Here is a 21112-nt window from a genome sequence, read left to right on the forward strand (position 1 = left end):
ACCGGCAAAGTAAGCTAAAGGCAAAACAGTGGAAAAAGAAAACCTCCAATACAAATGCACTGGAGGTCTCAAATTAAAAAGTAATTTCGTCTAAAATCCGTCAACTTATTTCAGGACAAGACATAATAAGTAGTGAAGAAGCTTACAGCAAGTCCACGCCTGTGTAATTGAACGGCGAGATCTGCTTAAGTTCGGCCTTCACGGCATCATTTATCTCCAGCGTATCTATGAATGCATGGATGCGCTGCTCGGTCATTTTTTCGTTTTTGCGGGTGAGGGCTTTCAGCGCCTCGTAAGGCTGCGGGTAACCTTCGCGGCGTAATACCGTCTGGATTCCCTCGGCCACCACAGCCCAGTTTGCTTCTAAGTGGGCATGTAAAGCGGCCTCGTTTAGCTCCAGTTTGCCAATACCACGCTCCAACGATTTAAGGGCTACCACCACATGTGCAAGCGGCACGCCCAGGTTACGCAGCACTGTAGAGTCTGTCAGGTCGCGCTGCAACCTGGAAACAGGCAACTTTGCCGCTAGGTGCTCCAATATCGCATTCGCGATACCGAGGTTGCCTTCTGCGTTCTCAAAATCGATCGGGTTCACCTTGTGCGGCATGGCCGAAGAGCCAACCTCGCCCGCTTTTATCTTCTGCTTGAAATAGCCCATGGAAATATATTGCCACACATCCTTCGAGAAATCCAGTAAGATAGTGTTTAGGCGCTTCAGGCCATCGAAGTAAGCGGCCAGGTTGTCGTAATGCTCAATCTGGGTCGTGTATTGGCTACGGTGAAGCCCCAGCGTTTCCTGCACAAAGCGGTTGCCGAAGGCAGGCCAGTCGACAGAAGGGTATGCCACGTGGTGCGCGTTGAAGTTACCAGTCGCGCCGCCAAACTTGGCAGAGAAAGGCACCTGACGCACCTGCTGCAACTGCGCCTGCAGGCGCTCGGCAAACACCATGATCTCTTTGCCCAGGCGTGTCGGTGAGGCGGGTTGCCCGTGGGTATGCGCCAGCATCGGGATGTCTTTCCATTCCTTTGCCAGGCTTGTCAGGGACTCCTGTAGCTGCTGGTAAGCTGGCTGAAGCACCTCCCTGTCTGCCTCCAACAGGGAGAGCGGAATTGCCGTATTGTTCACATCCTGCGAGGTCAGGCCAAAATGTATAAACTCCTTTGAATCACCTAGCCCCAAGGCATCAAATTTCTCCTTCAAGAAGTACTCCACTGCCTTTACGTCGTGGTTCGTCACCTTTTCGGTTTCTTTGATACTGAGTGCATCGGCCTCCGAAAATTGCCCGTAGATCTCGCGCAGCCTCGGGAAGGTAGCTTTATCCACGTGCTGTAACTGGGGCAATGGCAACTCGCAGAGCGCAATAAAATACTCTACCTCTACCAATACACGGTAGCGAATAAGGCCAAACTCAGAAAAATAGGCAGAAAGGTCGGCCGTGTTGCGGCGGTAGCGCCCATCCACCGGCGAAATAGCGGTTAGTGATGTCAGGTTCATAAAGGAAAAATACTTTGACCAAAGATACATACGTTTGCCTCAGGATGCCAACGCCTTGGCCCCGAATTACGCCGGAGCATATATGAATTCCTTGCTTGGTGTGTAAATGGTTGCTATTTACCATGATAAGGGGCGGAGTGGCCAGGCTTTGGCACCATGCTTGTAACAGGGGCACGTATAATATATCTTAAGTTAAATATTTCCGTAGAACGTGAGGAGCGTGCACACTGCTGCATCGTCAATTTTATGCGGAGAATCCCCTATCTTGCAGGCTGCACGGGAGGGTGAAACCATTTTTCTAATTTCTATCAAACTATTTTGGATCATCGATTAAGAAAAAGGCTTATAATTGTGTTCGGAGGCATCATTGCCTTTCTGGTGCTATTAGTGGTAGTGTTCTTTGTTTTCAGGAGCAGTGTGTTGCGGTATACCCTTGGCCTGATCGAGGAAAAAGTGGAGAACCGATACCCCGCCGACCTGACCATCGGGAACGCTGAGTTTGTGGATTGGAACTCGGTGGTCTTGACCGACATCTCCTTCGTGCCGCACAAGGCAGACACGCTTTTCCGGACAGACAGTGTGTATGCTTCCGTTAGTTTTCGGTCGATCTTCGCTGGCCGCATCGTTTTTAAGCGACTGGAAGTGGACAACAGCTTTCTAACGGCAGTGAAAAACGGCGACAAGAACAATTTCGGCTTCCTGTTTAAAAAGGACGACGAAGGGACAGAAGAAGTGCCCGCCGACACAACAGCCGAGGACCGCAACTACGGTGCCCTGCTGAACCGTGTGCTGGAGACTGCCTTTGAGAACGTACCGGATCAGGTAGACTTCGATAACCTCAATGCTTCCTACACTTCCCCGAACCGCACCATCGATATCAAGATGCCATACCTCCGGGTGGACGATGGGCGGATCGAGTCGCAGGTTTCGGTGCTAACGGACTCCATCGCAAACAACATGCGGGTATATGGCACCATCGACCCCAAGGATTACAATATTGCGGGCAAGCTTTACGCCTACGATGACATGGGCATCCGGCTCCCTTACGTCAAGGACAAACTGAATGCGGCGGTGTCGTTTGACACGGTGCGGTTTAGCTTGGTGGATAAAAGTTTCAGAAACGAAAAGCTGACCATGCGGGGAAGCGCCCAAGTGAACAACCTGACCTTGAACCACCCCAAACTGGCTGGCGAAGAAGACATTAATGTGCGTGAGGCGGCTGTTGACTATGTGGTAACGCTGGGGCAGAACCTATACGTGGTTGACAGCCTGACGGAAGTGCGCGTGAACAATGCCCGAGCCAATGTATTTGTCTCTTATCAGAACAAGGACTCCAAGATTATAGATCTGAAGGTAAAGACCGAGCAGGTGCCCGCCAACGATTTTTTTGGTTCGCTGCCTACGGGCCTGTTTGAGAACCTGGAGGGTATACAAGCACAGGGGAAACTGCAGTATGACCTGAACTTCCATGTGAACATGGACAGCCTGAAGCAGCTGGTCTTCAACTCCGACCTGGATGCTACCGAGGATTTCAAGATATTGAAGTGGGGCAACACCAATATCCAAAAGATAAACGGCTCTTTTGTGCATACCGTGTATGAGTATGGCAAACCCGTCCGAACGTTTACTGTTGGCCCATCCAACCCGTTTTACAGCCCGATAGGGCAAATATCAAGGCATTTACGCAATGCTATCCTGACGGCCGAAGACGCTGGCTTTTACAGCCACAAGGGTTTCCATGAGGAAGCTTTCCGGCAGGCAATCATCCAAAACCTCGAGAAAGAGGAGTTTGCCAGAGGGGGTAGCACGATCTCTATGCAGCTCGTGAAGAACGTGTTCCTGTCGCGGAAGAAAACAGTAGCCCGAAAAGTAGAGGAAGCTATTATTGTTTGGCTGATCGAAAACCAGAACCTGGTGTCTAAGAGCCGCATGTTTGAGGTATACCTGAACATCATCGAATGGGGGCCGGATGTATATGGCGCAAAGGATGCCTCGCGCTTTTATTTCGGCAAGCAGCCCTCAGAGCTGAATCTGGCCGAGGCGATCTTTCTGACCAGTATTATCCCAAGCCCGAAACGTTACCGCAGCTCCTTCGACAGCTATGGCAACTTGCGTAGTCATAAAGGCTACTACTATCGTTTGATAGGAGGCATCATGCGCCGCCGCGGCTTGATTACGGAAGAAGAGTATGAGAACCTTTACCCGAACGTACGCCTCTATGGCCGTGCCCGCGATCTGATCGTGACGTCCCGTGACACCTCAGCCATAGAGCAGGATACAACCCAGTTTGAACTCGAAACGATAGACTTGCTGGACTTTTAAGCCAGGAAATTGGCGACTATATTTGTCACGGCCATGCCCTGCGGTATGGCCGTGACGCTTTTAAGACTTCCCCTATCCAGGTTTTGGCATGACAGACAACGTTAAAAAAGAGGCAGGCAACGCGGTGGGCCTCATACCCAGGGCGGGTGCCCTGGCCGCACGGGCCGGGCTGGACTGGTTCCTGTTGGCCCTTGTCGGTATGATTGTGCTGGCCTCGTTTTTTCCGGAACTTGGGGTAGACCGGGATCCGCTTTCGCTGGGCGATCTAGCAGGGTATGGCGTATCGGTTATTTTCTTCTTTTATGGTCTGCGCCTTAGCCCCGCGAAACTGAAAGCCGGGCTAAGCAGTTGGAAACTGCACCTGGTGGTGCAACTCAGTACGTTCGTGCTATTTCCGCTACTCATCTTGCCTTTGCATTCCTTTTTTGAAGGAAGTGAGCAGGAACTGCTTTGGCTCGGCACTTTTTACCTGGCGGCATTGCCTTCTACGGTTTCTTCCTCGGTGGTGATGGTGTCGATTGCCGGTGGAAACCTTCCGGCGGCCATCTTCAACGCCAGCATTTCCAGCCTGATGGGCATTTTTCTGACACCACTTTGGATGGGACTTTTCCTCTCCGGTACCTCCACCGATTTTGACCTGGGCAGCGTGATGGGCAAACTGATACTACAGGTGTTATTGCCGGTGGTGCTGGGCATTTTGCTGCACCGCTACTGGGGCGGCTTTGCCGAGCGAAACAAAAAGCGGCTCCGGGTATTTGACCAAGTTATTATCCTGCTGATAGTGTTCACCTCGTTTTGCGAGTCCTTTGCCCGGGATATGTTCAGTGGCTATACCCTCGGTAATCTTCTGTTGCTGGGGATGGCTTTGATTGCCTTGTTCTTCCTGGTGTACTTTATCATTGCAGGTGTCAGCCGCTTGCTGGACTTTTCCAGAGAAGACAGCGTAACGGCGGTTTTCTGCGGCTCCAAAAAATCTCTGGTGCACGGCACTGTTATGTCCAAGGTGCTCTTCCCAGACGCCAATATGGTCGGTATTATCCTACTGCCTATTATGCTGTACCATGCCTTTCAGTTACTGGCTGCCAGCATCATTGCCCAGGCCTCGGCGCGCAAAGCCGGATTGGCAACAAGAGCGGAGTAATAGGTGCAAGGGGTATAAATGCGAACCGCCTGCCAATAATTTACCGGCAGGCGATTCGCGTGTATGAAGGCATGAAACTTAGGCTACTTGTCTTGGGCGCTGAGCAGCCTTTTCCTCTTCGGCGTGCAACAGTTTCTTGTCCAGTATAAACGGGCCGAAGGGCAGGAGCGAGGCGATTACACCAGCTGCCGCTTTCAGCAAAGACCAGCGATGCACCAGCACGACCTGCAGCAGAGCCACCATGTATAGAATAAACAGCACGCCGTGTGCCCAGCCAACGTACTTTACCACCTCCGGAATACCCAGCATATATTTGAGCGGCATGCCCACCCCGAGTAAAAGCAGGTAAGAGATTCCTTCGTAAATGCCTACGGTGCGGAGGCGGGAGATTGGAGTTTTCATGTGCTAAAAATTCATTTGGTTGATGCTGCATTGCAACAGCACAAAAGTAGGAATCGTGCCTTTGCCACCATAGTTTATGTGTCAGATTATTGGGGTGAGGCCACAAAAAAAGCGCGGCAAGTATAGTGGCTGCCGCGCTTTCTGAAATTATAGCTGAAGTATGTTACTTCTCAACAGAGCTTTCGGAGGCTTTCGGGGCCATGTTGATTACCTCGTTCTGCACCCCGATGGAGTGCTGGTGTATGGCATCGAAAATAGCGCTGATAAAACTCTCGTCCACTCCAATCTCATTGGCTAATTTTAGTCTATCTTCCACGATGTCTTTCCAACGGCCTGCCTGAAAAATATCCAGTTTGTTGGCACGCTTGTACTCTCCAATACGCTTCGACACGTCTGAGCGCAGGAACAGCATGTTGATCAGGTCATGGTCTAAACGGTCGATCAGGCTACGCAGGTCCTGAAGCTGCTCTGGGCTGGCTACATGCTCGTGGTCAAGGTCCAGTTTATTCAGCAGCGCTGTCAAGCCTTCAGGCGTCACCTGCTGTGAGGCATCGCTCAGGGCCACATCCGGGTTAATGTGCGACTCGATCATCAGGCCGTTCACACCCAGGTGCAGGGCCTGCTGGCTTACGGTTTCCAACAGGTCGCGACGGCCGGCAATATGGCTTGGGTCGCAGAAAAGCGGGATGCCCGGCGCCAACGCACGGATTTGCTGTATCGTTTCCCATTTCGGGTGGTTGCGGTATGGCTTGTTGTTTGGCGTAGAGAAACCTCTATGGATCAAACCTAGATCCGTAATGCCTGCTCTGTTCAGGCGCTCCAACGCACCCAGCCACAACTGAATATCGGGGTTAACCGGGTTTTTCACCAGCACCGGAATGTCCACGCCTTGCAGGGCATCGGCCACTTCCTGCACCGAGAACGGGTTTACCGTTGTGCGTGCACCCACCCACAGAATATCCACACCATACTTCAAGGCCTCTTCCACGTGTTGCGTGTTAGCCACCTCAACAGCCGTTGGCAAACCAGTTTCCTGCTTCACCGTTTGCAGCCACTCCAAACCTACTCTGCCCACACCCTCGAACAGACCCGGGCGCGTGCGCGGCTTCCAGATACCGGCTCTGAAAATGTGTACGCGATGGTCGCTGATCAGGCCGCGTGCTGTCTGCAGCATCTGCTCTTCGCTCTCGGCGCTGCAAGGGCCGGTGATAAGCGTTGGCAGCGGACCGCCGTATAAGATTTTAGAGTTAGGGGTAATGCTAAGGTTATTTGAGCTCATGGCTAACGGTTTGTAAGTTATGGTGTTTAATTCTTTTAATGGCTTCTTCTAACAAGTCTGCTGATACACAAAGCGATACGCGTAAATATCGTTCCCCTTGGCTACCGAAAATTTTGCCCGGAGTGATGAAAACGCCAGCTTCGTAAAGCAATTCGTCGAGGTAGGCTTCCACATCGGTGATGGCATCGGGCACGCGGGCCCATACAAACATACCTACTTGCTTCGGGTTATAACGGCAGTTCAGTTCGTCGAGTAGTCGGTGTGCCAGCACTTTACGCGCGGCATACACCTGGTTGCGGGCACTGTGCCACTCCTTGTCGTTACGCAGGGCCTCCACGGCAGCTTCCTGCAAGGGCAGGAACATGCCCGAGTCCATATTGCTTTTCACGGCTAAGACAGTGGACAAGTATTCTGGCTGGCCTAGCACCATCCCGATGCGCCAGCCAGCCATGTTATGCGACTTACTGAGCGAGTTCAGTTCAAGGCAGCAATCCTTCGCGCCAGGTATGCTCAACAGGCTCAGCGGTGATTGGTTTGGCAGCACCAGGCTGTATGGGTTGTCATTTATCAGCAAAATCCGGTGCTTGCGCGCAAAAGCCAGTAAATTCTCCAGCACCTGCCGGGTTGCTTCGGTACCGGTGGGCATGTGCGGATAGTTGATCCACATCAGCTTCACACCTCCTTCAGCCACCAGTTGCTCCAGCTCCTGCTCCTGCGGCAACCAGCCGTTTGCCTCGCTTAACTGATAGCTTACAGGCTCGGCACCAGCCAAGCGGGCCGCCGAAGAGTAGGCCGGGTAACCAGGGTTGGGCACCAGCACTTTGTCGCCCGGGTTCAGGAAAGCCATCGAGGTATGCACGATGCCTTCTTTGGATCCCATCAGCGGGAGCACTTCAGCCTCTGTCAGGTCTACGTGGTAGGTATGGCCGTACCACTCCGCCACCGCTTTCCGGAAAGCCGGGATGCCAGTATAAGGCTGGTAACCATGCCCGGTGCCTGATGAGGCAGCGGTATGCAGGGCCTCAATAGTAGCCGCGGAGGGTAACTGGTCCGGGTTGCCAATGCCCAGGTTAATGATCTGTTTGCCCTGTTCGTTAAGTGCCCGCACTTCGGCCAGCTTCCTGGCGAAGTAGTACTCTTGCACGTGCTGCAGGCGGTCTGCTTTCGGAATAATCATGGTGCTAGTGCTGTAATGCGTTAACCTTTTTCGCTGGGTTCGGATGCTCCGGGTATTTTGTTTTCTGATAAAGGCCGAGCAGGTACTGGTAGTCTACCAAAGGCTTCAGCGTAGCAATGGTTTCCTGCAGGTTCTCACTCGACTCACCTTCCAGTTCGATCACCAGGTAATGGGCATGGCTGCGCGCCGTGGCCGGCAGCGTCTGGATAAGCGCCGTATGAATGTGATGCAGGCTCAGTTGCGTGAAGATATCAGCCAAAGAGCCATCGTGTGAAACCTGCAGCAGCAGCGTAGCCTTATTAGAAAAGGCGTTGATTTGCTGCGGACGCTCCCGGTTCACGACTAGAAAGCGCGTGAAATTGTCGCGTCGGTCCTCGATGTTTTCTGCCAGCATCTCCAGGCCATACAAAGCGGCTGCCTGCTTGCTGGCAATGGCGGCTACGCCCATTAAACCCTTTGCTCTGATCTCTTTGGCGCTGTCAGCCGTGTCGTGGCTTTCCTGCTGTTGAATGTCCGGGTACTGCTTCAAGAACTCAGAGCACTGGTTCAGCGCCATCGGGTGTGTTACCACTTTGGTCAGCTCCTTCAACTGCTGGCCGGGCAGCGCCATCAGGTTCTGCTCAATGGGCAGCCAAAGCTCACCGGTAACAAACAGGTTATATTGGTGCAGCAGGTTGTAATTAGGCAAAATGCTGCCTGCGATGGTGTTTTCCACCGCCATCACGGCCCGGTCTGCCTCACCCTGCTGCAACACCTCGCACAACTGCCGGAACGACTGACAAGGAATACTTTGCACGTCAGACATTGGGAAGCACTGCTGGGCAGCAACTTCATGAAACGAGGCAGGCCCACCCTGTATCGCTACTTTTATTTTGTTCTGTACCATATAAAGAAAAAGCCCCGCTGTTGGCGGGGCTCTCTGAGTTTTATACTGTGATGCACTGACACAATAGCTTAGCTCTGGAGCCCCTATGGGGTACCAAAAAAGTAGTAGCTAAAGTAAAACGTGTTATGCATGGTGATTGTCTTGTTTGTAATGATGCCCTAAAACTACTGAAGGATTTTTATAATGCAAAGCTATTTTTGAATTTTTGTTAAAATATCAGCAAAAATAGTTGCCAACAGCCTAAGGAAGCTGGTAAAACAGAAGAAAAATTTGCGCAAGGGCTAGAGGGCAGGCCAGCGGTTTACTGCCAGCGAAGCGCAGGCTAAAGCTAAACCACGCCTGTTGCCAGGGCAAAACAGGCGTGGTCTAATATGAATGTGTTAGGCTACTGCAGAGCCGCCTAAGCCACTTGTGTGGTTGCTGTGGTGCTGCAACTCCAGCAATACGGACTCTACCAGGCTTTTCTCTTCGCTTTGGTCAAAAGAATGTTCCAGCAGGCTGTTCAGTTGCCTTTGCCAGCGCTGCACCGGCTGCCCTGGCTGCAATTTGCCCATCTGGCGCTCGCTCATTTTTTTCGACATCTCAGTGCGGCGCAACAACAACTCAAGCAACTCATCATCCAGGCTCTCTATCTGCTGGCTCAGTTCCGCCAGGTGGTCCACCAACTCAGAGGTGCCGGTCAGTTTCACGTTAGAGGCCACTGCGTTTACCAGCAAATCCAGTTCTTTCGGCAGCAGCTGCTGCTGCGGACTGCTCAGGGCCGCCGGCGGGTTGATGTGCGACTCAAACAACAGGCCATCCACTTCCATACCCACCGCTTTCTCGCTTACTGGGTACAGCAGGCTGCGCCGACCGGCTATGTGCGTGGCATCGCACAGGATAGGCAACTGCGGGTAGAGGTCTTTGAGTTGCAGCATGTGGTCCCAGCGCGGGTGGTTGCGGTAAGGGTACTGCTCATCTGTGGCAAAGCCTCTGTTTATCACGCCGATGTCCGTTAAGCCGGCTTGCTGCAAACGCTCCAGGGCACCTATCCAGAGATCCAGGCTAGGGTATACCGGGTTGTTTACCAGTATGGGTGTATGAGTGCCTTTCAGCACCGCGGCAATTTCCTCCATCGCGAAAGGGTTCACGGTGGCTCTTCCGCTGATGGTAAGGATGTCCACGTTGTGCTTCAGGGCCTCTGCCGTATGGGTGGCGTTGGCTACCTCGCAGGCGGTGCGCAACCCGGTTTCCTGCTTCACTATCTCCAGCCACTGTAGTCCCTGCGTGCCTACTCCTTTAAAAGAGTCTGGGCGCGTGCGCGATTTCCAGATACCGGCCCTGAAGACTGACATCCCTTTGACATCCTTCAGTTGTTGGGCTGTTTTTAGCATCTGTTCTTCGCTTTCTGCACTACATGGGCCAGCAATCAGCACAAGCGTGCCGTCCGGGTTGCGGAAGCTGCTCTCTGGTGCTACATTGATGGTTGTTCTACTAGCTTTCATGAGATTAGGTGTTAAGTGTTCTTGGGTTTACAGTGAGCTACTGGTTTTTTGGGTTGAACAATCGGGTTAAAACGACAGAAGCCCCGCTGTGGGCGGGGCTTCTGGAGGTATGTCAGTTCGAAAACTTTTAGCGCATCGCACTACCCACGGAGCCCCACGAGAGGAATCTGCTTACGGTTGGATAGAATTTGTGCGACTAGTCTTTTCATGTGTTTCTTTCTATGCACCAAAGTAAAGTAAAAGTTTTACTAAATGCAAACAAGAGATTGTGTAAATGCTTAAAAAATATAAAAATTAGAAATAGGCTATGCTTTATGGAGGGCTATGCAATCAAAATCATAATAATTTAATAACTACCCCTATTTATGAACAGGGGGTTCTGGTTGTTCTGCTTCTTTTTTAGGAAACAGTAACGATGCCACTACGGATGCTGTCAGGATTAGGCCCACTACAACCAGGGCATAGCGCATGTCTATTTCTACAAGATCACTGAGGAGCAGTTTGGCCCCGATAAACACCAGAATGGCTGATAAGCCATAATGCAGGTAATGGAATAACTGCATGATACCCGCCAACGCAAAGTATAGCGCCCGGAGCCCCAGTAGCGCAAACACGTTGGAGGTATACACAATAAACGGGTCTTTAGAAATAGCCAGAATGGCGGGAATCGAATCAGCCGCAAACACTACATCAGTGCTTTCCACCATAATCAATACCAGGAAAAGCGGCGTAGCAAACAGCTTTCCATCGTGCTTCACGAAAAACTTGCCTCCGACAGAAGTTTTGGTGATACGCATGTGCTTGCTTACCCAGTTTACCAATGGGTTGTTCTCCGGGTGCACTTCCTCATCGCCGTGCGAAAAGGCCATTTTAAGCCCCGTAAACACGAGGAAGCCGCCCAGCAGGTAAATGATAAAGTGAAACTTTGCAATAAGGGCTACCCCTACCAGAATAAACGTAGCCCGCAGCACCAGCGCCCCAATAATACCCCAAAACAGGATCTTGTGCTGGTATTTGGTAGGTACCTTAAAGAAATTGAAGATCAGGATAAAGACGAAAAGGTTATCGACGCTGAGCGACTTCTCGATCAGATAACCCGTGAGAAATTCGAGGGCGGGAGCGGGGCCTTGCCAATAATAGATCAAGGCGTTGAAACTCAGTGATAGCGCAATCCAGAATGCGCTCCAAAGCAACGCCTCCTTTATTTTGACTTCATGCTCTTTCCGGTGGAAAACAAAAAGGTCCAAGCCGAGGAGCAGGAGCACAAAAACATTGAATACAATCCAGAACGTGATGTCATTCATAAAAGAAAACTAAACGGTGTTTGCCACAGGGCAAGCAAGGGCAATACTTTACTGAATCAGTAAATTTAATGGGAAATGCCTACAATTACGCAATCCTACTGAAGTATAATTTGAAAGGATAGAAGCACAGGCACAGAAAAGCTAGGTAGCTTTTAGAATGCTGATCAATCCTGTATAGCATCATATCAATATGGGGTAACCTGCATTTGAAAGGAGATTATGGAGAAGAATGCAGTTGAGCAGGCAGGGGGATGCATGCCCCGGGAAGTTTGCTTAATATCGGTCGAAGTGACGGAAATAACTGTTGACTTTCATCTGCATAACACCCAGCACAGCTTCCTTGAAAATGCTTGACGACATTTTCGATACGCCTTTGGTACGGTCAGTGAATATGATCGGCACCTCCTTGATCTTGAAGCCAAACTTATAGGTAAGGAACTTCATCTCGATTTGGAAAGCGTAGCCCACGAACCGGATTTTGTTTAGCTGAATTGTTTCAAGCACTTTTCGGCGGTAGCACTTAAAGCCCGCCGTGGTGTCGGCAATAGGCATGCCCGTTACCAAGCGCACGTAGGTGCTGGCAAAGTAAGACATCAGCACGCGGCTCATGGGCCAGTTCACCACGTTTACGCCTTGTATGTAACGGCTGCCAATGGCCACATCATACCCATCCACGGCGCAGGCGTAGTAGAGGCGCATCAGGTCGTTGGGGTTGTGGGAGAAGTCGGCATCCATCTCAAAAATGAATTCATACCCTTTGTTAAGGGCGTACTTGAACCCGTGGATGTAAGCCGTGCCCAGGCCGAGTTTGCCTTGCCTGGTTTCGAGGTGCAGCCGGTCAGGAAACTCAAACTGCAGGTCGCGCACTATACCGGCAGTGCCGTCAGGAGATCCGTCGTCAATCACCAACAGGTCGAACGGGTGCGGCAATTGCATCACCTTGCGCACCATGCCCTCTATATTTTCCCGTTCATTGTAGGTTGGGATTATGACCAACGAATCTTTCATGCCACAAATATAGGCAATCAGCTATTGAGGTTGGCAGGGCGCTTTAAATTTATTCTGTGCGCAAGCTCCTTGGCATGCCGGATACAGTGGGCCACCGATACCCCGGCGTGCCAGTTAGCGGCTATGAACAGGCCATCCTGCTCTAGCTGGCTGGCAATTTCGTGCGCATCTTCTATGTAAATGTCGTGTTGGGGGAGCGAGTGCTTCCAAAGGTGCATGTACTGGAAGTTTGGTTTGTCCGCTGAAATCTGATGCAGTGCAGCCAGCTCCTGGTGTACCTGACGCATGAGTTGCGAGCGCTCCGTCATGGCGTGCTGAGGCGCATGGCTGCCGCCCACAAAGGTAGTAAACAGCACCTCATGCGGCCGGCAGCGGCCTTCAAAAAGGGCACTGCTCCAAATGGAGCCTGTGCCAAAGGCGTCCTCGGCATGTGGGTGCAAAGCCCCAAAGCCCGTCAGGTGGCCCGCCACCTCCTTGCGGTTATACACGGAGTGCACGACCGCTAACGGCGGGTAATTAATGTTGTGCAGGGCCGCAGCCATACCCGGAAAGGTGTATTGCAGCAGGTCTGCCGCCTGGTGCGCCGGTAGCGCCAGTGCCAGCAGGTTATACTCCTCTGTGTCGCTGTCGCTGGAAGAGGCACAGGAAACCACAAACTTGCCCTGGCTGCGGGTGATCATCTCTACATGGTGCTCCAGATGCAGGGAAATCAGCTTCTCGGCGATGGCGCAGGGGAGGGTATGCATGCCGTTCGAAAATGAAAAGGAACTGTGCGGCCTGAACTGGTCTGGTTGGTGCAGCAGTCCTTTCAGCACGGACCCATGTTTCATTTCCAATTCCTTCAGGTACGGCAGTGCCTTACTCATAAGCAGCTTCTGGGGATTGCCAGCGTAAAGGCCCGTCATAAAGTGCGGCAGGGTATACTCAGCCACTTCGCGGCCAAAGCGGCGCTCAAAAAACTGCTCCACGGTTTCATAATCGATGTCGGCGGGGGGCACGCGCTTTTCCTGCAAGATACGGTATTTGGTTTCCCAGGAGAAGAAGTCGCTGGAAAGCAACGAAAAGGGAGAGCTGGGCAGGAGGGTATACGCACCATTGCGCAGCACATAGCGCCGTTCATTCTCCGGGGATGCTTTCACCACCTGGTACTCCAGTTTCAGTTCGCGCACGAGCTCTTCCAATTCTGGAGTCAATTGCAATGCATTAGGGCCCAGCTCTAGCAAGTAGTCATGCACCTTCACGGTCCGGAGGTTTCCGCCCACTTGCGTGCTTTCCTCAAACAGATCATACCCTATCCCCAGTTTTTGGAGGTAGTATGCCAGCGCCAGCCCTGAAATTCCTGCTCCTATAATTGCTACTCTCATGCGTTTAATGTTAACTCTGCCCGCTCAAGGATTAAAAGAACAGAGGGAAAATGTATCTGGGGAGACTGCCAATGAAGCTGTGCCCAGAATATACTACCTGAAACGCTTTTGAGTGCCCAAAGTATGTATTTGACTTTCTCTACTTTTTAAATCGGGCTTAGTTGGTCAGGCAATGCAATTTTTTTTTCAACGGGTTCGTGACGATTGCGCCTAGAATTGCAAGGGAGGTATGGGTAGGCGAGGATTATCCGTACTTTTATGCGCTCCAACACTCAATTCTACAAAACTAAATGGAACACCTTAAAACCAAATGCGTTTTCCTGGACCGCGACGGTGTGCTGAACCGCGAGCGGGGAGACTATACCTACAAGCTGGACGAATTTGAAGTGCTGCCCGGGGTGCCGGAAGCGCTCAGGTTACTGAAGGAAAACGGCTATCTGCTGATCGTGATCACGAACCAGGCGGGCATTGCCAAAGGGCGCTACCTGCGCTCCGATGTGCTGGCCTGCCACCAGAAGCTGCAAGATGCGTGCGGGCAGTTGATTGATGCGATCTATTACGCACCCGGCCACCCCAGTTTCTCGGAGTCGCTTTCACGCAAACCGGATAGCCTGATGCTGGAACGCGCCGTGGCCAAGTTCAACATCGACCCGGTTGCTTCGTGGATGGTGGGAGATTCGCTGCGCGACCTGGAGGCAGCCGCGAAAGTAAAGGTAAAGTCGGTGTTGGTGGGGGACAAGTATGCGGCGGGTGCCCATACCTATCAGGCGCACAACCTATGGGAAGCGTCACAACTGATTATGCAGAAAGCAGAAAAGCCGGCGTAGCGCCGGCTTTTCTGTAATATGGTCATGGGGTACGTTGATTAGGTATTGGCTACCTTCTCCGTTGCAGAAGATGATGCTTTATCTGTCGTGTCTTCCACACTGGCCAGGTTATAGGCCGGACAATAAGTTTTACATGAGGCCATACCTAAGCTTAGGAACAATACGCCTGCTATCATCACTTTTTTCATATTCTTGTTGATGTGAAGCCTGAATTTGTTTGCATTTATAGATCTAACGGTGTAATCCCGAATTAATTGCTATTCCTTCAGTATTACACCTCGTACCCTAAGATACGTAGCATTGACTCTGGTGTTTGCTCCGGGGCAAATTGTCTTGTAATAATATTTCCTTCTTCGTCACGATCTACCAAAATGTGCTGTGGCGATGGAATCAGGCAATGTTTGATGCCGCCATACCCACTCAGTTGCTCCTGATACGCCCCGGTGTGGAAGAAGCCAATGTACAGTGGCTCATCCTTCGGGGCCTTCGGCAGGAATACCTGGAACGAGTGCATTTCGGAATTGTAATAATCCTGGCTATCGCAGGTCATACCCCCAAGCTGTATTTTGCGATATTCCTTGTCCCAGTGGTTTACGGCCAGCAAAGGCCAGCGCTGGTTCAGGGCCCACGCGTCCGGCAGGTTCGTGATAAAGGAACCGTCGATCATGTACCAAAGCTCCTTGTCGTTCTGCAGCTTTTCGTCCAGGATCGAGTAGATATTTGCCGCACTCTCGCCTACCGTAAATATACCAAATTCTGTGAATATGTTAGGCTCCGGCACACCTTCTTCGGCACAAATGCGCTTGATGGTGCGCAGAATCTCCGTTACCATATAACGGTAATCGTAATCAGCCTGGATGGAGGTCTTGATCGGGAAGCCGCCACCGATGTCTATCGTGTCGAGTTCCGGGCACAGCTTCTTCAGCTCGCAGTACTTGCGCAGGAAGCGGCTCAGCTCCGACCAGTAATACGAGGTGTCCTTGATGCCGGTGTTGATGAAGTAGTGCAGCATCTTCAGCTCGAAGCGCGGGTCCTCTTTTATCTGCTGCTCATACAGGCCAATCACATCGTTGTAGCGCACCCCCAGGCGGGAGGTGTAGAACTCAAACTTCGGCTCCTCGTCGGAGGCCAGGCGCATCCCCACCTTCGTCTTCACCTGCACGTGCTCCTTATAGTATTCTATCTCGCCCAAGTGGTCCAAAATCGGCATGCAGTTAGTAAAGCCCTCGTTGATCAGCTCCGTGATCCACTGGCGGTAGCGCTCGCGCTTAAAGCCGTTGCAGATAATGTAGGTGCTCTTGTCGATCTTCCCCTTCTTATACAGGGCCCGGATGATCTGCATGTCGTACCCGGAGGAGGTTTCGATGTGCACGCCGCTTTTCAGGGCCTCTTCCATCACGAAAGAGAAATGCGAGGCTTTGGTGCAGTAGCAGTAGGTATAAGTACCCTTGTAGTCAAGCTCCTGGATAGCGTCGGCAAACAGGCCCTTCGCCTTCCGGATCTGGGAACCGATCTTGGGGAGGTATGTTAATTTAAGAGGAGTGCCGTATTCTTTGATGATCTCCATCAGCGGGATTCCATTGAACTGTAGCTCATTGTCTACCACCTGGAACTCGTCTGTCGGGAAATCGAACGTTTGATGTATGAGGTCTGTGTATTTATCCATTTACGGGAACAGTGATATAAGAAAAAATGCAATATTGTTCGTTATTTACCATCTTTGCAAAAACTTTGTTCAGATTATATACAAGCTTTCTGCAATACCTTTGGTGCAGAAGGCGTAACAATCTACATAAACTGCGCATATGTTTTGTCTGTGCAGATTATCCTGTAAACGACAGATTATGAAAAAAATTAAACTGATAGAAGTAAGGTCTGAATTAGGAGCCGGTACCCGGGGCGCCAGCATGGGCATCGAGGCCCTGAAGGTGGCGTGCTGGGACAAAGGGTCCGACTACTTCAAGCGCTTTAATTCTGTCAGCGTACCCGACCTCAACTACACGCTCTTCGACAAGGACATCTTCCCGAACGCGCACCGCATCGACAGCATCCTGACGGTGCAGAAGAACATCGCCAACGCCGTGGAGCAGACCATCGCCATCGACATGTTTCCGCTGGTGCTGGCCGGCGACCACTCCAACGCCCACGGCACCATTGCCGGCATCAAGGCGGCCTACCCCGACAAAACGCTGGGTGTGATCTGGATCGATGCCCACGCCGACATCCACTCGCCGTATACCTCGCCCTCGGGCAACGTGCACGGCATGCCGCTGGCCATGGCCCTGAACGTCGACAACCTGGACCGCCAGATCAACGACCCGACCCCGGAGACCGTGTTTTTCTGGAACTCGCTGAAGAAACTGGGCTACGACGGCCCGAAGCTGAAGCCCGAGCACCTGGTTTACATCGTGGTGCGCGACACCGAGGAGCCGGAGGATTACTTTATCGAGAAGCACGGCATCAAGAACTTCACCTACAAGGAATTTACCCAGAAGGGGGCCGAGCAGGTGGCCGCCGAGGCGCTGGATCGGCTGCGCGACTGCGACATCCTCTACGTGTCGTTCGATGTGGACAGCCTGGACTCCAAGTTCTCGAAAGGGACCGGCACGCCCGTGGCCATCGGGCTGACCGTGGAGGAGGCGAAAGCCCTGAATTACCATTTGCTGCAGGACCCGCGCGTGGTGTGTTACGAGATGACCGAGATCAACCCGACGCTGGACACAGAGAACACGATGGCCGAAAACGCCTTTGAGATACTGGAGACCGCCACCTCCGCCATTTTACACCGAGAATCTAAAAGTACAGCTATACAATAATGCAACTTCAAAATGTCCTTAGCCAGAGCATCAGCCAAGCGCTGCAAGCTTTGTTTTCCATCTCCGTAGACGCCGGACAGATTGCCCTGCAGCCTACCCGCAAGGAGTTTGCCGGTTCTTTTACCTTCGTTACCTTTCCGTATACCAAGCAGGTTGGCAAAGGCCCTGAGCAAATCGGGCAGGCCATCGGCGCATACCTGAAAGAAAACTCACCCGAGATCCGTGACTTTAACGTGGTAAAGGGATTCCTGAACCTGGAGATAGAGGACACGGAGTGGTTGCGCCTTTTCCGCGGATTGATGCAGGACGACAGCTACGGGCAAGCTGAGCCGAGCGGCCGCAACGTGATGGTGGAGTACTCCTCACCCAACACCAACAAACCGCTGCATTTGGGCCATCTGCGCAACAATTTCCTGGGCTACTCCATGGCCGAGATCCTGAAGGCCAACGGCCATGAGGTAATGAAGGTGAACCTGGTGAACGACCGGGGCATCCACATCTGCAAGTCGATGCTGGCCTACGAGAAGCTGGGCAACGGCGAGACGCCGGAAAGTAGCGGCATGAAAGGCGACCACTTGGCGGGCAAGTACTACGTGCTGTTCGACAAGCAGTACAAAGAGCAGATAGATGCACTGGTGGCTGAGGGCATGGACAAGGAGGAGGCGAAGAAGAAAGCCCCCTGGATGCTGGAAGCCCAGGACATGCTGCTGAAGTGGGAGCAGGGCGATGAGCAGGTGGTGAACCTCTGGAAAACCATGAACAGTTGGGTATACGCCGGCTTCGACGAGACCTACCGTAACATCGGGGTAGACTTCGATAAATACTACTACGAGTCTGAGACCTACATGCTGGGCAAAGAACTGGTGGAGGAAGGACTGCAGAAAGAGGTGTTCTTCAAAAAGGAGAACGGCTCAGTGTGGGTGGACCTGACAAGTGAAGGCCTGGACGAGAAGCTGCTGCTGCGCGCCGACGGCACCTCGGTATACATCACCCAGGACCTGGGCACAGCCCAGCTGAAGTATGACGACTTCCCCTACGACCAGTCGGTATACGTGGTGGCCGATGAGCAGAACTACCATTTCCAGGTGCTGCAGGCCACGCTTAAGATCTTAGGCAAACCTTACGCCGATGGCATTTATCACCTGTCCTACGGGATGGTGGATCTGCCTTCCGGCAAGATGAAATCGCGGGAGGGCACCGTGGTGGACGCCGACGAGTTGGTGGCCGAGATGATTGACACGGCACGCCAGCAGACCGAGGAACTGGGCAAGATCGAGGGCTTTACCGAGGAGCAGGCCAACGAGCTGTACCATACCCTAGCCATGGGTGCGCTGAAGTACTTCCTGCTGAAAGTGGACCCGAGGAAGCGCATGCTGTTCAACCCACAGGAGTCGATTGACTTCCGGGGCAACACCGGACCGTTTGTGCAGTACTCGCACGCCCGTATCTCCGCCATCCTGCGCAAAGCCGCCGACATGGGGCTGCACGTGGATGTGGCTGCTTTCGGCCAGGTGACAAGCCTGCACGAAACAGAGCAGGAGGTCATCACGCAGCTGGTGAACTTTCCGGCAGTAGTAAAGGAAGCAGGGAACCTGTATGCCCCTTCCGTTATCGCGAACTATGCCTACGAACTGGCGAAAGCCTATAACCGCTTCTATCAGGAGGTGTCCATCTTTAACGAGACCGATGAGCAGGCGCGTAATTTCCGCATCGCCCTCTCGGCCATGGTGGCCCGCTTCATCCGAAACAGCATGCGCCTGTTAGGGATAGAGGTGCCGGAGCGCATGTAAGAAAACATATTGACCGATTGCCTGTTTCGCTGGCACAGCAGTGCTTAACTAATTTGACTTATGACAATTAAAACTACTTTCCTGAAGCAGGCCGCAGCGCTGCTGAGCTTAATCTCCATCTTAAGTGCCTGCCAGGACAGTGCAAGCAACACTTTAGAATCAGACGCAATGGCAACAGAAACAACCTCTAACCCAAACGCTCAGGTGAGCGACTTTTATGGTTTCCAGGCAAAGACGCTGGACGGAAAGAACATAGACTTCTCACAGTACAAAGGGAAGAAAGTGCTCGTGGTAAACACGGCTTCGGAGTGCGGCTATACCCCGCAGTATGCCGAGCTGCAGCAGTTGCACGAGCAGCACGGCAACGACGTGGTGGTGCTGGGTTTCCCGGCCAACAACTTCGGCGGCCAGGAGCCAGGCAGCAACGAGGAAATCGCTTCTTTTTGCCAGAAAAACTTTGGCGTTACCTTCCCGGTGTTCGAGAAGGTGTCGGTGGTAGGCGAAGACAAGCACCCGCTTTATGTGTGGTTGCAGCAGCAAAGCCCAAACCAGGAGGAGCCTAACTGGAACTTCTGCAAATACCTGCTGGATGAGCAAGGCGAGGTAGTGGCTTTTTTCCCATCCAAGGCCAAGCCGATGGGCGAGGAAGTGCTGGCGGCTATCCAAAAATAAATTTTAGCGAGTTAATAGCGCTTAGGCTTAACCTGGCGCAAGCATTTACCTGCGCCAGTATTGGATTTATACTAACTTGACGACATCCGAGCACATATCAACTCAGAATCCAGGTCTTGTGAAGGCCTGGATTTCGGCTTTTAGGCCACGTACCCTGCCGCTGGCCCTTTCATGCATTGGCATGGGCGGTTTTATGGCAGCGGCGCAAGGCGTCTTTAACGGCACCATCGTGGGCCTCTGTATCCTGACAACACTATTTCTGCAGATCCTCTCGAACCTGGCCAACGATTACGGCGACTCCAGGCACGGGGCCGACAATGAGCACCGCGAGGGCCCGAAACGCGCCGTGCAACTGGGCCACATCAAAGCCGAACAGATGAAGAAAGGGATGCTGGTGTTTAGCCTGCTCTCGCTGGTATCCGGGTTGCTGCTGTTGTGGGTGGCGTTTGGCACAGAAGGAATGCTGCTCTTTGTGGTATTCCTGGGGCTGGGGCTGGCCTCCATCTGGGCGGCCATCAACTATACTGCCGGCGACAAGCCTTATGGCTATGCGGGGCTTGGGGATATCTCCGTGTTTGTGTTCTTTGGCCTGGTAGGCGTTTTGGGGACATACTTTCTGCAGGCACAGGCACTGCAAGGGATGGTGCTACTGCCAGCATTGGTTTGCGGCTTCTTCTCAACGGCCGTGCTGAACGTGAATAACATCCGTGATATAAAGTCGGATACGTTGGCGGGCAAAAATTCCATACCGGTCCGGCTTGGCCCCGAGCGTGCGCGCATATACCACATGCTGCTGCTGTTGGGTGGTGTGCTGAGTGCCGTGGCCTATGTATGGCTCAACTTTTACAGCCCCTGGCAACTGCTGTTCTTGCTGGCCTTCCCGCTTGTGCTCGTGAACGGTATAAATGTGTGGCGCAAGCAAACCTCGCAGCAACTAGACCCTTACCTCAAACAAATGGCGCTTACAACGCTGCTGTTTGTGCTGCTCTTCGGGCTGGGGCAGGTGCTGTAAGCAAATCTTCTTGTTAATGCTATCACCGGCCGATACATCATTGTATCGGCCGTTTTTGTTTAAAAGTGGGGTATGGGAAGTTAACCAGGCATGCCGGATACAGGAAGTTTGAGTTTAAACGCCTATATTGAGT

17 protein-coding genes are annotated in these 21112 nt (G+C 52.4%); 7 read left to right on the forward strand and 10 right to left on the reverse strand.

Annotated elements, in window-relative coordinates; all coding sequences use genetic code 11:
- Positions 1 to 142 precede the first annotated feature (142 nt).
- Positions 143 to 1495, reverse strand: coding sequence for an adenylosuccinate lyase (gene purB, locus ACXYMU_RS04835; RefSeq protein WP_458985231.1), 1353 nt, complete (start codon positions 1493 to 1495; stop codon positions 143 to 145).
- 318 nt (positions 1496 to 1813) lie between these two features.
- Between purB and ACXYMU_RS04840 the strand changes: the two genes are divergently transcribed.
- Together ACXYMU_RS04840 and ACXYMU_RS04845 are read left to right on the forward strand one after the other, a co-directional pair.
- Positions 1814 to 3817, forward strand: coding sequence for a biosynthetic peptidoglycan transglycosylase (locus ACXYMU_RS04840; RefSeq protein ID WP_458985232.1), 2004 nt, complete (start codon positions 1814 to 1816; stop codon positions 3815 to 3817).
- Positions 3818 to 3905: 88 nt separating this feature from the next.
- Positions 3906 to 4958 (forward strand): bile acid:sodium symporter family protein, encoded by a 1053-nt coding sequence (locus ACXYMU_RS04845; RefSeq protein ID WP_458985233.1) that lies wholly within the window; start codon positions 3906 to 3908, stop codon positions 4956 to 4958.
- A 78-nt stretch (positions 4959 to 5036) separates the two neighbouring features.
- Here the strand turns inward: ACXYMU_RS04845 and ACXYMU_RS04850 are convergent, their stop codons facing one another.
- The 8 genes from ACXYMU_RS04850 to hemG form a co-directional block, all read right to left on the reverse strand.
- Positions 5037 to 5360: a DUF3817 domain-containing protein gene (locus tag ACXYMU_RS04850; protein WP_458985234.1), complete on the reverse strand. Its 324-nt coding sequence runs from the start codon at positions 5358 to 5360 to the stop codon at positions 5037 to 5039.
- A gap of 163 nt (positions 5361 to 5523) precedes the next feature.
- Positions 5524 to 6639 (reverse strand): chorismate mutase, encoded by a 1116-nt coding sequence (locus ACXYMU_RS04855; RefSeq protein WP_458985235.1) that lies wholly within the window; start codon positions 6637 to 6639, stop codon positions 5524 to 5526.
- A complete protein-coding gene (locus ACXYMU_RS04860; protein ID WP_458985236.1) occupies positions 6626 to 7816 on the reverse strand; it encodes a pyridoxal phosphate-dependent aminotransferase in 1191 nt (396 codons plus the stop codon). The genes ACXYMU_RS04855 and ACXYMU_RS04860 overlap by 14 nt, the downstream gene beginning before the upstream one ends.
- Positions 7817 to 7820: 4 nt before the next feature.
- Positions 7821 to 8702 carry a prephenate dehydratase gene (locus tag ACXYMU_RS04865; protein WP_458985237.1) on the reverse strand — a complete coding sequence of 294 codons (882 nt, stop codon included), beginning with the start codon at positions 8700 to 8702 and terminating at the stop codon, positions 7821 to 7823.
- Positions 8703 to 9082: 380 nt separating this feature from the next.
- The gene (locus ACXYMU_RS04870; protein ID WP_458985238.1) at positions 9083 to 10186 is read right to left on the reverse strand and encodes a 3-deoxy-7-phosphoheptulonate synthase; all 1104 of its coding nucleotides are present in this window, start codon (positions 10184 to 10186) and stop codon (positions 9083 to 9085) included.
- A gap of 359 nt (positions 10187 to 10545) precedes the next feature.
- Entirely contained in the window at positions 10546 to 11490 is a 945-nt protein-coding gene (locus tag ACXYMU_RS04875) for a TerC family protein (RefSeq protein WP_458985239.1), read from the reverse strand.
- Between the two features lie 273 nt (positions 11491 to 11763).
- Positions 11764 to 12498 (reverse strand): polyprenol monophosphomannose synthase, encoded by a 735-nt coding sequence (locus ACXYMU_RS04880; protein ID WP_458985240.1) that lies wholly within the window; start codon positions 12496 to 12498, stop codon positions 11764 to 11766.
- Positions 12499 to 12515: 17 nt separating this feature from the next.
- Positions 12516 to 13862, reverse strand: coding sequence for a protoporphyrinogen oxidase (hemG, locus tag ACXYMU_RS04885; RefSeq protein ID WP_458985241.1), 1347 nt, complete (start codon positions 13860 to 13862; stop codon positions 12516 to 12518).
- Between the two features lie 290 nt (positions 13863 to 14152).
- Here hemG and ACXYMU_RS04890 point away from each other — a divergent pair, with 290 nt between their 5' ends.
- Positions 14153 to 14689: a D-glycero-alpha-D-manno-heptose-1,7-bisphosphate 7-phosphatase gene (locus ACXYMU_RS04890; RefSeq protein ID WP_458985242.1), complete on the forward strand. Its 537-nt coding sequence runs from the start codon at positions 14153 to 14155 to the stop codon at positions 14687 to 14689.
- Between the two features lie 271 nt (positions 14690 to 14960).
- Here ACXYMU_RS04890 and ACXYMU_RS04895 read toward each other — a convergent pair whose 3' ends face one another.
- Positions 14961 to 16355, reverse strand: a complete 1395-nt coding sequence (locus ACXYMU_RS04895; protein WP_458985243.1) for a type III PLP-dependent enzyme domain-containing protein — start codon at positions 16353 to 16355, stop codon at positions 14961 to 14963.
- A 178-nt stretch (positions 16356 to 16533) separates the two neighbouring features.
- On the opposite strand from ACXYMU_RS04895, the gene rocF reads away from it, so the two are divergent.
- The 4 genes from rocF to ACXYMU_RS04915 all read left to right on the forward strand — a co-directional run bounded on the left by rocF (position 16534) and on the right by ACXYMU_RS04915 (position 20979).
- The gene (gene rocF, locus ACXYMU_RS04900) at positions 16534 to 17505 is read left to right on the forward strand and encodes an arginase (protein ID WP_458985244.1); all 972 of its coding nucleotides are present in this window, start codon (positions 16534 to 16536) and stop codon (positions 17503 to 17505) included.
- Positions 17505 to 19295: an arginine--tRNA ligase gene (gene argS, locus ACXYMU_RS04905; RefSeq protein ID WP_458985245.1), complete on the forward strand. Its 1791-nt coding sequence runs from the start codon at positions 17505 to 17507 to the stop codon at positions 19293 to 19295. Before rocF ends, argS begins: the two co-directional genes overlap by 1 nt.
- Before the next feature lie 60 nt (positions 19296 to 19355).
- Positions 19356 to 19967 (forward strand): glutathione peroxidase, encoded by a 612-nt coding sequence (locus ACXYMU_RS04910; protein ID WP_458985246.1) that lies wholly within the window; start codon positions 19356 to 19358, stop codon positions 19965 to 19967.
- Between the two features lie 76 nt (positions 19968 to 20043).
- Positions 20044 to 20979: a 1,4-dihydroxy-2-naphthoate polyprenyltransferase gene (locus ACXYMU_RS04915; protein WP_458985247.1), complete on the forward strand. Its 936-nt coding sequence runs from the start codon at positions 20044 to 20046 to the stop codon at positions 20977 to 20979.
- Positions 20980 to 21112 lie beyond the last annotated feature (133 nt).

The organism is Pontibacter sp. CAU 1760, from assembly GCF_054482735.1.

Excerpts from the sequence above, each read along its gene's own strand:
- purB (WP_458985231.1), bottom strand. The coding sequence starts at position 1,495 with ATGAACCTGACATCACTAACCGCTATTTCGCCGGTGGATGGGCGCTAC.
- ACXYMU_RS04845 (WP_458985233.1), top strand. The coding sequence starts at position 3,906 with ATGACAGACAACGTTAAAAAAGAGGCAGGCAACGCGGTGGGCCTCATA.
- ACXYMU_RS04850 (WP_458985234.1), bottom strand. The coding sequence starts at position 5,360 with ATGAAAACTCCAATCTCCCGCCTCCGCACCGTAGGCATTTACGAAGGA.
- ACXYMU_RS04855 (WP_458985235.1), bottom strand. The coding sequence starts at position 6,639 with ATGAGCTCAAATAACCTTAGCATTACCCCTAACTCTAAAATCTTATAC.
- ACXYMU_RS04860 (WP_458985236.1), bottom strand. The coding sequence starts at position 7,816 with ATGATTATTCCGAAAGCAGACCGCCTGCAGCACGTGCAAGAGTACTAC.
- ACXYMU_RS04865 (WP_458985237.1), bottom strand. The coding sequence starts at position 8,702 with ATGGTACAGAACAAAATAAAAGTAGCGATACAGGGTGGGCCTGCCTCG.
- ACXYMU_RS04870 (WP_458985238.1), bottom strand. The coding sequence starts at position 10,186 with ATGAAAGCTAGTAGAACAACCATCAATGTAGCACCAGAGAGCAGCTTC.
- ACXYMU_RS04875 (WP_458985239.1), bottom strand. The coding sequence starts at position 11,490 with ATGAATGACATCACGTTCTGGATTGTATTCAATGTTTTTGTGCTCCTG.
- ACXYMU_RS04880 (WP_458985240.1), bottom strand. The coding sequence starts at position 12,498 with ATGAAAGATTCGTTGGTCATAATCCCAACCTACAATGAACGGGAAAAT.
- hemG (WP_458985241.1), bottom strand. The coding sequence starts at position 13,862 with ATGAGAGTAGCAATTATAGGAGCAGGAATTTCAGGGCTGGCGCTGGCA.
- ACXYMU_RS04890 (WP_458985242.1), top strand. The coding sequence starts at position 14,153 with ATGGAACACCTTAAAACCAAATGCGTTTTCCTGGACCGCGACGGTGTG.
- ACXYMU_RS04895 (WP_458985243.1), bottom strand. The coding sequence starts at position 16,355 with ATGGATAAATACACAGACCTCATACATCAAACGTTCGATTTCCCGACA.
- rocF (WP_458985244.1), top strand. The coding sequence starts at position 16,534 with ATGAAAAAAATTAAACTGATAGAAGTAAGGTCTGAATTAGGAGCCGGT.
- argS (WP_458985245.1), top strand. The coding sequence starts at position 17,505 with ATGCAACTTCAAAATGTCCTTAGCCAGAGCATCAGCCAAGCGCTGCAA.
- ACXYMU_RS04910 (WP_458985246.1), top strand. The coding sequence starts at position 19,356 with ATGACAATTAAAACTACTTTCCTGAAGCAGGCCGCAGCGCTGCTGAGC.